We start from the raw sequence: 13868 nt of genomic DNA, 5'->3' as shown, positions 1-13868 counted from the left end.
AGTTACTCCTTTTAGTTAATGTCATTCGTTTTATTATAGAACGTATATTCGTATTAAGCAAATAGGATAGAAAAAAGCTCGAGAATTTTTTCTCGAGCAGTTAAGAATATCGTTTTCTTTTAAAAGGCGCCATTACCGCCCCCACTACCGCCAGCTCCTGAACCGCCCCCAGTATAAGAACTGCTTCCACCACTACTATCAACATTCAATGCATCACTAGAACGTCGGGTCGTTTGGGAGATCATTGCCCCGAGGTAAGCGTAAGCAAGAATGTCGCCATGGCTATAAAGTGTGTTAGAAGTTGCAGTAGTAGTTCCTTGATTTTTGAACGTTTCGACGAGCTTATCATTTGTTTTCATAAATTTTTTATTTTTGGTCCCAAGGTTATAAATAATCGCTTGTTTGAGCTTATCGGGCTCCCAATCTGACCACTGTTCTTGCGGAGTTTGCAAAAATTGTTCCTGGAATTGCTTCCACTCATAGACAATTTCCTCGCCAAGGACGGTTTTTGCTGAATAAAAGATACTAAAGAAGATAAAGTAAAGCGAGAGAAATAATGTGATGATAAAAGCTAATGCCATCCCGTTCATCGGAAACATGACTAATAATGGCAAGGTGCTAAGACCGACAATAAGAGAAAAAATTCGTGTCTTACTTTTGGAATCAATTAATGGATGTACTTTTGTTTCTTCTTTTACGGCTTTTATCCAATTTTGATAATCCTTCATAAACGATTCACGGTTTTTAGTGTTTTTTGAATAGGAATCCATCTCGGAAAGAGCGAAGGTTTCCCCATTACCGATTGTTTTAAATAGCCAATCGACAAAGGCTTTTTCTTGTTTTAATAAGTCTTCCGTCTGAATCAGAGTAAATTGTCCTTCTTTTTCCTCGCGCACGGCCCCTTTTCGAACTAGGTCTAATAATGTAGCCGCAATCGCTTCAGGAGGGAGCTGACTATAGTTCGTAAAGTAGATCGTTGCTGGTAAACTTAAAACTTCTTTCGGATGTTCCTTTGTTTGGGCGTACTGCACATGCATCTCGTTTATGGTTTTCTTTTTAATAATGTACGCATAAAGAAGTAAGCTAATCGCGATCGCTATCATAATCGGTAAATAATAGCTGGAAAAAGCAAAGAGGTTTTCTTGGCTCTCTTTCTTTTTTTCCGCTGCGATCATTAAGGCCTCTTTTTCATTTAGAAAGTCTTCTCTCACTGTGTTTGAAGAGGTTGCAGAAGCTGATGGAAAAAGAGCTGAATCAAAGGCAACGTATACACTACCGTCTTCATTTGCATCAATTGTACCTAATTCAAATAGGACCGAACCATTTGTTTGAATGGTTTCTTTTTCAAATGCTTTATCTGTTCCGTAAGCAAGTACATCGCTTGTCTCATTAGGTGGGTAAACAGAGATGGTAAAATTAGTGTAAGGTGTCTCGTTATGTTCATCAAAAAACGCCCATGCAAATGTCGCCAAATCCGCATAAACATCTACAGCACCGATGATCGTATAAGTTAAAGTGAAAGTAACTGTTTCGTGCTCGCCACTACGATAGATTCGATATTGACTAGCGTCTTGTTCAACTGTTAAAGGTCGTTCCCCCTCGAAGGCTTCAAAATTAGCAATGGTCGTTTCTTTGGCAGGAATAAGCTGACGTATCATTCCATTAAAATCATCATCAAATTCATATATAAACGTTTCTTCTACATAAACTTCACCGTTTTCCTGTAAGTAGACATCGATATGACTATCTGTAATCGTAAAATCAATGGCTAAAGCACTTGTTGGAAAGATTATCATGAGCAAGGGGATTAATAATAATAGCAACCAATTTCTGCGCATTTATGTCACCGTCCTTTGTGTTTCATAATAACTATACGATTTAAGCAACCAAAAAGTTTCATCTGCACTTAAAAAGACGTCCCCTTTAATCGTTAAAAAGAGCTATGCTATAATGTGATTGATGTTCATAGTTTGGGAAGTTTTTCAAAAAAATATGTAACTTTTGGGAGTTTGTTATCGTATGAAAGAAAGAATTTTATTTGAGAAAGAGGAGAGCAGATGTTAGAACGTATTCAAGACCCAAGTCAAAAGATCTCACCTGATGCGGTCAAGGTTTGGAGAATTTCAGCTTTGGTCCAGCATATTATTAGCATTCTCGTGTTAGCTGTTATTCTTTTTTTACAGCAATACTTTGAATGGTTTGATTGGATTGGTTATGTTGCAATTGGTTTATTAGTGATTGATGTGTTATATGGTATTTTTGCTGTGTTTATTAGACCGACATTGCTGCAACGAACGTGGCGTTATGAAGTCGACGAGGATTTTATTCAATTAAAATTTGGAGTGTTTACGAAACGACACTACATCATTCCGATGGTGAAAGTGCAATATGTAAATACAAATCAAGGTCCATTGTTAAGGTATTACCATCTATCAACATTAACAGTTGGGACAACCGCTTCTACTCATGAAATTCCAGCGATTCCAGAGCAAACAGCTCAGGCGTTACGTGGAAAAATTGCTTCATTTGCTGATCTTGGGGAATCCGAGCAAGAGTGGGAAGAAGAGGAGTTGAATCACGATGAGGAGAGATGAACCCTCTCAAGGACAAACAAATCAAGGCCAGCGTTTGCATCCTCTGTGGATTCCGTTTTCTATCTTAAAATCGATTAAAGAATTGTTAATCCCGATTATCCTTTTCTTTTTTGTGAACGCGGGGGAACCCTCTATGTTTACCCGAATTGCTCAAATTGGAGTGGGGTTAATTTTCTTGTATATGCTCATTTCGTTAATTTTTAAATGGATAAATTTTAGATATAGTTTTAGTGGTGATGAATTAAGAGTAAATGAAGGACGATTTATTCGTAAGAAAAGATTTGTTCAATTGGAAAGAATTCAAGGTGTGCAAATGAATACGCATTTTTTGCAGCGTCCGTTTGGTTTAACGACGGTTACCTTGGATACAGCGGCAAGTTCAAGTGACTCTTCAATTAAGCTTGAATGTATCAAACGTGAAGATGCCTTATGGGTGAAAGATTATATTGCCACATATCGTGAAAAGCAGAAAGAAGTTCACGTAGACGAAAGAAGCGATGAATGGTCTGAGGAGCCTATTTTGCAGGATGACAAGAAGCTCCACTATCAAATTAGACCAAAAGAAATAGTGTTTGCGGCCTTTACGTCGATGAGCGTCTTAGCTTTAGTCCCGATTTTATTTGGTTTTTTAGCTCAGTTAAGTGATGTTTTGTCGATTGATGAGTATGTAAGTGAAGCTTATCAATTTATTAGTCAAACGTGGACCTTTATTTTATTTGCCATTTTAGTGTTACTTGTAATTTCTCTGCTCTTCGGTTTAATTACGACTTTTTTAACGTACGGAAATTATCAAGTTGAGACAAATGAGGAACGAATATTTGTAAAAAAAGGGGTACTGTCTCAAACGGAGTGGACGATCGCTAAAAATAAAGTCCAAGCAGTTAAATTTACGAAAACCTTTTTGCGGCGCTGGTTTGGTATTGTCGGGGTGGAGCTCGTCTGTGCCGGTGCATATGGAGATGAAAAGGTAGAATCAACGATGTTATTTCCATTTATCTCAGAAAAACGAGCCAGAGCCATGCTACCGGAAGTGCTTCCTACTTTTAAGATAGAAGAAGGAATGAGGAAGTTACCGAAGCAAGCTTTATTTGTTAAGTTAATGAGACCGAGTTACTTTTGGTTGATTGCAAGTGCTGTGTTGTTTTATTTCTGGATCGAACGTTGGTATTTATCACCGATATTGTTAGTGCTAATTATTTTCTTAAGATATATTGATTATCGTCATAGTGGACATGGGCTGTTCCATCCCTTTATACAAATGAGGTCAGGTGCCTTTTCTGTTGAAATGGTGATTGCTGAAAAGAAAAAGATTGAAGAGGTGGGAATTTCTCAATCCAAATTGCAAAAGTTATTTGGTCTATCTACACTTACAATTGCAACACGCGGAACACCAGTTCATTTTTCATCGATTCAAGATGTTCCCCTTGAGGAGGCATATGAGTATTATGATTGGTATCAAAAAAGGCTAAAAAAGCAAGTTGAGATAGAACAATGCCCGATTCAATCAGAGTAAACCAAAGTAAGTAGTGGGACTTTCCAAAAATGACTTTGGGAAGTCTTTTTTGTTTGAACTTTGATAAGAGCCTTTGGTAAGGTCACTAAAAAACGATCTACATTCTAAAATGTAGTAACATTAGTTAGTCTACTCCGCCAGCTCCATACCCTACGCGTTCCGCGGGTGAATCGGGAGCCTCCTCGCTCGCTGCGGGGTCTCCCGTATTTCACTTATCCCGCAGGAGTCTTCGGGTATTGCGCTGGCTCCGTTTTGGTTCATGAAAAAACGTTTGTTGCTATGGTTGACGCTCTAATGAATAACCTCATTTCCTAGGATGCTTTCTCGTCAAGGATAAGCAGGGGACTTTTTCAGTGGCCACTCCTTTTGTGAATCATAGACATTACTAATGGCTAAAGATAGGCCCTGTAAAATGGCGAATAAGGGAATTCCATTACTAATTCGAAGTAATAGGTAATGAAATTTAGGAAAAGTGGGAATTCCATTACCAATCCGGAGTAATAGGTAATGAAATTTAGGAAAAGTGGGAATTCCATTACCAATTCGAAGTAATAGGTAATGAAATTTAGGAAAAGTGGGGATTCCATTACTAATTCGGAGTAATAGGTAATGGAATATAGAAAAAGCGAGGGTTTTATTACTAATTCGGAGTAATAGGTAATGGAAATTAGGAAAAGAGAGTATTCCATTACGAATCCGAAGTAATAGGTAATGAAATTTAGGAAAAGTGGGGATTCCATTACTAATTCGGAGTAATAGGTAATGAAAAACCGAAAAAGCAAGGATTCCATTACTAATCGCCAGTAATAGGTAATGAAATTCAGAAAAAGCGAGGATTCTATTACTAATGGTCAGCAATAACCAAAGTACACACTTCACTTTGCATTAAAAGTTACCATTAACCTTTCTTATTTGAACTCCATATAATTATTTAATAAAATAGGTGGGTTCAGCCTTAAAGTTGGGCTTTTAAGGCTTCGATTTCGAATTTATGTTAGGATAGAAAAAGATAAAATGAAGATGTTTAAATGAGTGGAAGGCACTTATATAAAATGAAAAAATTTATAAAGGATGATCGGTTATGATTACGTTAAAGTCAAAACGAGAAATGGCTCTTATGCACGAGGCAGGAAAGTTACTCGCTAATTGCCATAAAGAAATTGCTAAACTCATTCAGCCTGGCATCACAACAATGGAAATTGATGAGTTTGTCGAAAAATATTTAGCGGAGCATGGGGCAACGCCTGAACAAAAAGGGTATCAAGGTTATAAGTATGCGACTTGTGCGTCTGTAAATGATGAGATTTGTCATGGCTTTCCTCGCAAAAAAATGCTGAAGAAAGGTGATATTGTTACGATTGATATGGTCGTTAATTTAAATGGAGCTCTAGCTGATTCAGCTTGGACTTATGCAGTCGGTGAAATTACCGAAGAGAACCAAAAGCTCTTAGACGTAACAAGAAAGGCATTGGATTTAGCGATTGAGCAAGCGGTTGTTGGCAATCGGACTGGAGATATTGGTCATGCGATTCAATCCTATGTCGAAGCAGAAGGGTTTTCAGTGGTAAGAGACTTCACAGGACATGGAATCGGGCCGACCTTGCATGAAGAGCCACAAATTCTTCATTACGGACAGCCGGGAAAAGGGTTACGTCTAAAAGAAGGAATGGTTATCACAATCGAACCGATGGTGAATGTAGGAAAATGGCAAAGTAAAATGGATAGCAACGGCTGGACAGCAAGAACAACAGATGGGAAACGTTCAGCCCAGTACGAGCATACCTTAGCGATTACAAAAGAAGGTCCCATTATTTTAACGGAACAATAGTTAAATATATTATAAAGAACCAGCCATTTGAGTCGCATTTGCTACGATTAATGGCTGGTTCTTTGTCGGCGTTTCTAAGTCGGAGTATCTCTTCAAAACAGAACTACCCCTTGCGATTTATTTTTTCAATAATTTCATGTAAATCATCTGGTTTATAAAATTCAACAGGTGAGACCCCTTTTTCAAATTGAATAGCTTCGGCTTCGACTAAAAGCACGTAACGACCATTTAATTTTGCTAGATGGAGGTTCTCGCCAAAATCGGCAAGGAGGGCCTTTATCTCTGTTTCGCCAAGCTTCATCTTAATTTCCGCTTCAGGAGTTTGTTCGACGATATGAGCTGAAGCTTCCATTACCTGATGGGTATCAAGCCTTTCGCTAATTTCTCTTTTTTCACTCGCTTCCCAAATTTCTAATTCATGCTCGAACTTCTGCCGTTCTTCGTGATTGTCGGAAAAACTTTCGGTTACATGCTCTTGAACGATATTTAAAACTTGGGACTTGATAATGGTTGGCATTGCATCACCATATTCAACATACTTTAAAAAATCCTCAAAATAACGAGCGTGTGAAGCTTGATGAATCTTCACCTCTGCTTCTTCAATCATGCCTTCTTCAGGCATAAAAGGATATTGAATCGACTTCATGTTCTTGGTGGTAATGGCATGTTCCACTTTTCGAATGAGAGAGGCTTCATCTGAAATAGTGGCTACTTTTGGTTCAAAATCACATTTCATAATAAAAACGAAAGCATCATCATAAAATTTTCGTGGAACAGCGGTTGCTACTAAAAAGGCACCACCCCGAACGGCACTCGTTTCAAGATAGATTCGGACAAATTTCTCAGAGACTTCTTGAAAGTCCATCTTTGATTCGGCTGTTCGTGCACGATAAAAAAGATTGTAGTTCGGATTGGATGTTAATTCATGACCAGGTTCGGTCACAAAACGACCGATCTTGGTTGGGACTTGGTCTGATTTAGGGTGACGCTCCACTTTTCGATTGACGATTTTTTTGAGTTCGCCATCTAAAAAATCTTTTAACTGACTTTGCTCAAATTCAGCTTTATTTAATGTTTGAAAATGTTTATAAAGCTTATTCGTCTGCTCACCTTGTCCATCAATTTGCACGACATAAAAAGATAAAAATTGTATCTCAAAATCCAAATGAATCCCCATCCTTTATTAGCATAAACGTATCATTTTACGATTTTTTCAGTATAGAAGCTGGGGCGTGTTTCGTCAATTCTTAGTAAAATCGTCTCCCCATTATTTTGACTTTCTCTTATCAATTTTGGTATCTTTTTCTTATTGAGTATTTGCTATGAAGGGGAGGCGTTCGAAATGATGAAGAAATGGATGGTGGCTCTGGCTGCTTGTATGTTAATCATGTTCGTTACAGCTTGTGGACAAGCCGAAAATAATAATGAAGGTGAAGAAGTAACAGGTGAAGGGAACGAAGCCAACGAAGAGGTTTCAACTGTTGTACCTGAAGGCCAACAGCCGATCGTGACAATGGAGATGGAAAATGGCGAGGAAGTGGTCATTGAACTTTACCCAGATGTCGCACCTAAAACAGTCGATAACTTTGTTAACCTTGTACAAGATGGTTTTTATGATGGTCTTACATTTCATCGTGTCATTCCTGGATTTATGATTCAAGGAGGCGATCCTGACGGTAACGGTTCGGGTGGACCTGGTCATACAATCGAAGGAGAATTTAGTAGCAACGGTTTTGAGAACGATTTAAAACATGACCCTGGCGTGCTCTCTATGGCACGTAGTCAGCATCCTGATTCAGCTGGATCGCAATTTTTTATTATGGTTGAAACCTCGCCTCATTTAGACGGTGATTATGCAGGCTTTGGGAGGGTCACTGAAGGTATGGATGTTGTTAATAAAATTGTCGCGGTTGAAACAGACAGTCGCTATATGCCGGTTCAAGGGCAAGAGCAAGTAATTAAGCAAATGACCGTTGAATTTGTTGAAGTGGAATAAAGGCAATAAGTAGTTCCTTGGTACATTTTTTGTAGCAAGGGCTCTTTTTTATATCTTAATAAAAGGAAATATCGCTTGACAGTAATTTGGAAATTATATTATTCTAATGAAGAATAAATATGATGAAAGGGACAGGTACCTTATACGATGAAGTTTTAATCCTATTTTTAGAACATTATTTGTGAGTTTAAAAACAAATTGATGAACTAGATAGGGTTAGTCTGTCCATTTTTAAGGTAATGTCTTTTTATTTGAATGAACTACATAAGTAAGTTTTTTTAAGCTTCTTTGGATTTTGCTGTTCATAAAACCTTGAAAATTTTGGAATTTGAATGATAACCCTCTCTAGAGATCTAGGGAGGTTTTTTGATGTTATTTTTAGAAATAGGTCACTTAGAAAAAAGCTATGGTGAGCGTTTATTGTTAGAGATAGAGCTGCTTCAAGTTTATAAAGGAGATAAAATAGGCGTTGTAGGTAAAAATGGGGAAGGTAAATCGAGTTTATTAAAAATCATTGTTGGGGAGTTGGAACCAGATAAAGGAGCCGTTCAAATGGACCATGCCTTTGCTTATATCCCCCAGCTTGAAGCAGTACCAGAGTTGGAGTCAGAAGTATTTCAGAAAGAAAAAATACGCTGGTCTGTTCCGAACAACCCTTCTGAAACCCTTAGTGGAGGAGAGATAACAAGGAAGAAGATTGCTGAGGCATTCGCCAAGGAACCGAATGTGTTAATTGCAGATGAGCCGACGAGTCATTTAGATATGCAAGGAATCGAGGAATTAGAAAATCATTTTAAAAAATTTAAAGGGGCGTTGATAATCATTTCCCACGATCGACAACTGTTGAACACGATCTGCACAAAAATTTGGGAGATTGCCGATGGAAAGGTACGTGTTTTTGAGGGGAATTACGAGGCCCATTTGGAGCAGAAAGAACAACAGAAAGAGAGAAAACAGTTTGAATATATTGAGTACGAAAAAGAAAAAAGAAGGCTTGAAGATGCGGCTAAAGCTCAAAGTCAGAAGTCAAAATCATTAAAGAAGGCTCCTTCTCGGATGGGTAATTCAGAAGCGAGGCTTCATAAAAGAAGTGTTGGAAAGAAGAAAGCTAAACTGGATAGAGGCGTAAAAGCGATTCAAACAAGATTAGAACAATTAGAGAAAAAGGAAAAGCCAAAGGTGGAGGAGCCTCTCCAATTTGATTTAAGTTCTGTTTCCTTCGTTCATAGTAAAAATGTCATTCAATTTGATGAGGTTGAAGGTAAGGCTGGCGATAGACTGTTATTCAATCGACTTAATGGAACCATAAAACCTGGAGCAAAAGTAGCGATTATAGGTGGAAATGGCTCAGGAAAATCAACCTTATTAAAAATGATATTCGCACGTGAAAATGGGATTCAGCTATCAAAAGTAGCCGAACTCGCCTTTTTTTATCAAAAGCTTGAACATTTAAATCCCAATCAAACGATTTTAGAAAATGTCCAGGAAACGAGTGACTATCCAGAGTCTTTCATTCGGACTGTGCTGGCACGCTTGCTTTTTAAAAGAGACGATGTTCATAAAAAGGTGTATATGTTAAGTGGGGGAGAAAGGGTCAAAACCTCGCTAGCAAAAGTATTCTTAAGCAAGGCGAATGTTCTATTATTAGATGAACCGACCAATTATTTGGATTTACCAACTAAAGAAGCTCTCGCTGAAGTGTTAAAGGCATATCCTGGCACCATTCTTTTTGTCAGTCACGATCGCTATTTTATTAATGAGTTAGCGAGTGACAAATTAACGATAGATAATGGAATCGCTCAGCTAGAATCAAGAAATAAACAAACTCATTCAATAATGAATCAAAGCACTGAAGATAAACTTCGATTGGAATTAGAAATAACGGAAACGCTAAGCAAATTATCGGTTGTGCTTAATGAGGATGAGAAAGCTAAGCTCGAGCAACGCTTTCAACAGCTGCTAAGGCAAAAGAAAGAATGGGGGTAATAGGCTGCGGAGATTCAATTTGGAGCAGACGAGCGTATTGAAAAATTAATCTAGTTGATTCAATTGAATAGCTGTAAAAAACAACCGACAGTAAAGTCTAGAATAGACTGTCGGTTGTTTCATTCTTCACTTAATTCCAATCAATATCGATTTCTTTGACGCCGTTAAATTCGACCTCGAGATCAAAATCAACAACTTGGTCCTCAGTTATGTTAAAGTGCTCTAAAACGAGGCTAATAATGTCTTCATTGCTCATATCTGAATGTAAGGAAAGAGATGTTAACAAATCTTCAATCACAGGCCTAGCTTCTTCTCCCGTTAAATTTTCACCATCGGCTTGATATTTTGCTTCGATGCCATTTCTTTCTTCTTCATATTCAATATCAATCAATTCATTATTTTCGGTTGTATCGATTTCGAGGCTAAAGTCTGTAATTGCTCTGTCAGATTCAGGAGTGGTCTCATTTACTTCTTCATCGGAAGACTGCTCTCCATCAGGTTCGGTCATATCGGTTTCTGGGTCCCCTATTGGCTCATTGGGTATCTCTTCATTTGTTGTATTACAAGCAGCTAAAGTAAGCAGAATAAGTAATAGTGTGGCATAGACTAATCGTTTTAACATATGTATTCCTCCCAAGACTTTGTTTTTTGTTAGCTTGATATGGAAGTATACCCAGTTTTGCTAAAATTAATCTTAAATGGACTCTGTTGAGTTCCTCGTCAATAAAAAAGACCACTCAAAAGGCCGGGTAACCTTGTGAGATAGTCTTAATTCTACTATTATTTAAAGATTAAGAATAAAGAGTGTAAGTCCGTTTTATTGCTTATTAAATCTTGCAGGGTGTATTTTTCTAAAACGTGTAAAAAGGCTTGTAGAGCTTCGGATAAAATTGGTTTTAATTGGCACGCGGGGCTTATAATACATTGGTTTTGCTCATGATTAAAGCATTCAATTAGGTCAAGACTTTCTGTACTTTTAATCACAGCTCCTAAAGTAATTTGTTCGGGTGGGATAGCCAATTTAATGGACCCTTTTTTACGGTCAATGATTTCAAGATATCCAGTCACTTCAAGCTCACGAGCAACCTTTTTAATTTGACTAGTTGGAAGGTTGTAAGTTGTAGCAATTTCTTTCATTGTGACAATGGCCGTTACGTCCATTTGACTGCCTAAATATATTAACGTTCTGAGTGCATAATCAGATTTAGTAGTTAGTTGCATCGTATTCACCTCTATTTTGTAAGCTTTTTGAGAAGGTGACTTAACATAAGGTGTTGCTGTTTGATTGAATCCGATCAAATTGTCTAAAAAGCTTGTTATCATTACTATACTATAATTTCTTTTTTATATGGATATAAAAGTAAAAAATAGGGCTAATTTTTTCTATAAACGAGAATTTTCGAAATATAGATAGTTGGTTGATGGTAATATGTAGGTGGAGGTGGTTTTATATGTCATTTCAATTTACAGCCATTGATCATGTTCAACTTGCAGCCCCTAAAGATTGTGAAGGAGCAGCACGAAAATTTTTTGTCGAACTGCTCGGAATGGAAGAAATCGAAAAGCCAGTAGAATTAAAAAAGAATGGCGGAATTTGGGTCACGGCGGGGAATGTTCAACTTCATATCGGTGTAGAATCAGATTTTAAACCAGCCAAAAAAGCTCATCCAGCCCTTTGTGTCTCCTCGTTATCAGCTTTACAAAAACATCTAGAGCTTCATCATATTCCTTTTCAAAACGATGATAAAATTCCTGGAGTCGCAAGGTGCTTTATCTATGATCCATTTGGTAACCGCATCGAATTAATTGATGAAAAAAAGTAAAGCAAATTCGGAGCTGTTTAATGCAGCTCTTTTGTTTTGTAAATAAAAAGGAGCTTGTAAAATAAAAAAACAGCTTTCTTTCCAATTTATTTAGCAATTGTTAAACTAGGATAAGGGATTATAGATAATGTAAGAAAGACTAGTCTAGTAAGAGTGAAAGGTGTACATAATTTAATGAGACATAAACGAATTTTATTGATGGTATCGGTCGAAGCCGAACGTGAAGCGATAAAAAAAGCAATTGGTGAGCCAACCTTTATTGACGTTGAAGTGATGGGGGTTGGGCCCACTTTAGCAGCTGCTACTACAACAAAGATCTTAATGCAACATACTTATGATTTAGTATTGAATCTAGGGATAGCAGGTGGTTTTAAAGGACGAGCTCCAGTTGGTTCTATTGTTGTATCAACTCAAATGGTCGCTGCTGATCTAGGCTCAGAATCACCAGATGGGTTTCTCCCAGTTGAGCAGCTGAATTTAGGTGTGTCCATCATTGAAGCAGAACAAACGGTAAGTCGAAAACTTTTAGAGGCTCTCACTAAGAAGGGGGTATCCAGTTTTAATGGACAAATTTTGACGTTGAGTACCGTGACTGGGACGAATAAAACAACTGAGCAACTAATGGAACGTTTTCCAGAGGCGAAAGCGGAAGCGATGGAAGGGTTTGGTGTCGCTACAGCAGCTAGGCTCTTTGAGATACCTGTAATCGAAGTCCGGACGATTTCTAATGAGGTGGGTCCAAGAAATCGTGAGGCATGGAAGTTAAAAGAAGCATTGAGCTTATTAGAAGTAGTGAGTGAAACATTATTGGAGGTTGTACAATGACAAAAATTGCATTCTCACCTTGTCCAAATGATACGTTTATTTTTCATGCAGCCGTATTTGGCCATGTCGATGCACCAAAGCTGGAAGTAACCTATGCCGATATTGATAAAACCAATTATTGGGCAGCAAATCATGAAGGCCCGGAAATCATGAAAATTTCTTATGCAGCACTTCCCTGGGTGTTAGAACATTATCGCCTTATTCCATGTGGAGGAGCATTAGGACGTGGCTGTGGCCCTCTTGTGTTATCCAAAGAAAAAGGAAAAAGTCCTAACGAGTTATCAGGAAAAAGTGTAGCGGTTCCTAGTGATCGTTCCACAGCATATTTACTTTTTCGACTTTGGGTGAAGCAACAAGTAGAAGGCGGTGTTGGTGAAATCATCGTAATGCCTTTTGATGAAATTATGCCAGCTGTACAAAAGGGAGAAGTAGATGCTGGTTTAGTTATTCATGAGGCACGTTTTACCTATCAAAATTATGACTTGGAACTTGTTGAAGATTTAGGGAGTTGGTGGGAAGCCGATACAGGGTTACCAATACCACTAGGTGCGATTATTGCTAAAAGAGGATTAAATCATCAAGAGATTAGTAAATGGGTGAGATCCTCAGTTGAATATGCATGGCGAAATCCGGAGGCATCTAAACAATATGTGTTAGAGCATGCTCAGGAAATGTCTGAAGAAGTGGCCCATTCACATATTGAGCTTTATGTGAATGAATTTTCAGCAAGCCTAGGTGAAGATGGATATGCCGCGGTTGAGTCCTTATTAGGAAGGGCGATGGAGGAAGGGCTTGTTCCGGAGTTTGACTTAAAAGAACTACGTGATTAACAGAGCATTATTGAGAAAGGCTGTCTCAAAAGGGTCATTTGACCTTTTTGAGTGGCCTTTTTTTGTTGATAGGGGATTGGTAATGAAGGAAGTTGATTTTGGGGATTACGATACGAATAGAGAGTGATAGGTAATGAAACTGCTGAATTGTGCGGATTAGGGTGTGAAAAGAGGGTAATAAGTAATGAAGTATCTGAATTGTAATGATTAGGGTATGAAAAAAGGATAATAGGTAATGAAACTCCTAAATTGCACGGATTACGGTACGAATAGAGGGTAAAAGTTAATGAAAGCAAAGCGAAAAAAGACTCTCAAAATGGTTTTAGGAGTCTTTTTTCTCACTTCTAGGCAAACGCCCTCCGCTTTTTATTAATCTAGTTACGGAAGGCAGAAGCTCGGGAAAAATCCGCCCATCCTTAGGAAGTCAAAGAGCGACTTCCAAGGCTGTTCTAGATTTTTCCTCGCTTCTAACC

12 protein-coding genes are annotated in these 13868 nt (G+C 38.0%); 8 read left to right on the top strand and 4 right to left on the bottom strand.

The annotated features are described in order from the left end of the window. Window positions 1-119 precede the first annotated feature (119 nt). Window positions 120-1838, bottom strand: coding sequence for a DUF2207 domain-containing protein (locus tag AA0017_RS17350; protein ID WP_413376479.1), 1719 nt, complete (start codon window positions 1836-1838; stop codon window positions 120-122). Window positions 1839-2057: 219 nt separating this feature from the next. Between AA0017_RS17350 and AA0017_RS17345 the strand changes: the two genes are divergently transcribed. From AA0017_RS17345 to map, 3 genes are all read left to right on the top strand, one after another. Then, on the top strand, window positions 2058-2594 hold the full coding sequence (locus AA0017_RS17345; protein WP_413376477.1) for a PH domain-containing protein: 537 nt from the start codon (window positions 2058-2060) through the stop codon (window positions 2592-2594). After that, window positions 2581-4107, top strand: a complete 1527-nt coding sequence (locus tag AA0017_RS17340) for a PH domain-containing protein (RefSeq protein WP_413376475.1) — start codon at window positions 2581-2583, stop codon at window positions 4105-4107. Before AA0017_RS17345 ends, AA0017_RS17340 begins: the two co-directional genes overlap by 14 nt. Window positions 4108-5188: 1081 nt before the next feature. Beyond that, the gene (gene map / locus AA0017_RS17335) at window positions 5189-5935 is read left to right on the top strand and encodes a type I methionyl aminopeptidase (protein WP_413376473.1); all 747 of its coding nucleotides are present in this window, start codon (window positions 5189-5191) and stop codon (window positions 5933-5935) included. Window positions 5936-6038: 103 nt separating this feature from the next. On the opposite strand, the gene AA0017_RS17330 is transcribed toward map, so the two are convergent. Next, window positions 6039-7100, bottom strand: coding sequence for a DUF3900 domain-containing protein (locus AA0017_RS17330; protein ID WP_413376471.1), 1062 nt, complete (start codon window positions 7098-7100; stop codon window positions 6039-6041). 177 nt (window positions 7101-7277) lie between these two features. On the opposite strand from AA0017_RS17330, the gene AA0017_RS17325 reads away from it, so the two are divergent. Continuing rightward, window positions 7278-7931 (top strand): peptidylprolyl isomerase, encoded by a 654-nt coding sequence (locus AA0017_RS17325; protein ID WP_413376469.1) that lies wholly within the window; start codon window positions 7278-7280, stop codon window positions 7929-7931. Window positions 7932-8300: 369 nt separating this feature from the next. After that, entirely contained in the window at window positions 8301-9917 is a 1617-nt protein-coding gene (gene abc-f / locus AA0017_RS17320) for a ribosomal protection-like ABC-F family protein (RefSeq protein ID WP_413376467.1), read from the top strand. Window positions 9918-10047: 130 nt separating this feature from the next. On the opposite strand, the gene AA0017_RS17315 is transcribed toward abc-f, so the two are convergent. Both AA0017_RS17315 and AA0017_RS17310 read right to left on the bottom strand, forming a co-directional pair. Next, complete coding sequence (locus AA0017_RS17315; protein WP_413376465.1) at window positions 10048-10539, bottom strand: YusW family protein; 492 nt, start codon at window positions 10537-10539, stop codon at window positions 10048-10050. Between the two features lie 158 nt (window positions 10540-10697). After that, window positions 10698-11138, bottom strand: a complete 441-nt coding sequence (locus tag AA0017_RS17310) for an Rrf2 family transcriptional regulator (RefSeq protein WP_413376463.1) — start codon at window positions 11136-11138, stop codon at window positions 10698-10700. A gap of 230 nt (window positions 11139-11368) precedes the next feature. Here AA0017_RS17310 and AA0017_RS17305 point away from each other — a divergent pair, with 230 nt between their 5' ends. The 3 genes from AA0017_RS17305 (at window position 11369) to AA0017_RS17295 (ending at window position 13395) form a co-directional block, all read left to right on the top strand. After that, window positions 11369-11740, top strand: coding sequence for a VOC family protein (locus AA0017_RS17305; RefSeq protein WP_413376461.1), 372 nt, complete (start codon window positions 11369-11371; stop codon window positions 11738-11740). 174 nt (window positions 11741-11914) lie between these two features. Continuing rightward, window positions 11915-12565, top strand: a complete 651-nt coding sequence (locus tag AA0017_RS17300; RefSeq protein ID WP_413376459.1) for a futalosine hydrolase — start codon at window positions 11915-11917, stop codon at window positions 12563-12565. Next, window positions 12562-13395: a 1,4-dihydroxy-6-naphthoate synthase gene (locus tag AA0017_RS17295; RefSeq protein WP_413376457.1), complete on the top strand. Its 834-nt coding sequence runs from the start codon at window positions 12562-12564 to the stop codon at window positions 13393-13395. Before AA0017_RS17300 ends, AA0017_RS17295 begins: the two co-directional genes overlap by 4 nt. Window positions 13396-13868 lie beyond the last annotated feature (473 nt).

The organism is Alkalihalobacillus phoenicis (genome assembly GCF_047302405.1).
GTDB lineage: Bacteria > Bacillota > Bacilli > Bacillales > Bacillaceae_D > Alkalihalobacillus.
The sequence above is the reverse complement of the archived record's forward strand: the minus strand, read 5'-3'. Positions and strand labels throughout refer to the sequence as shown.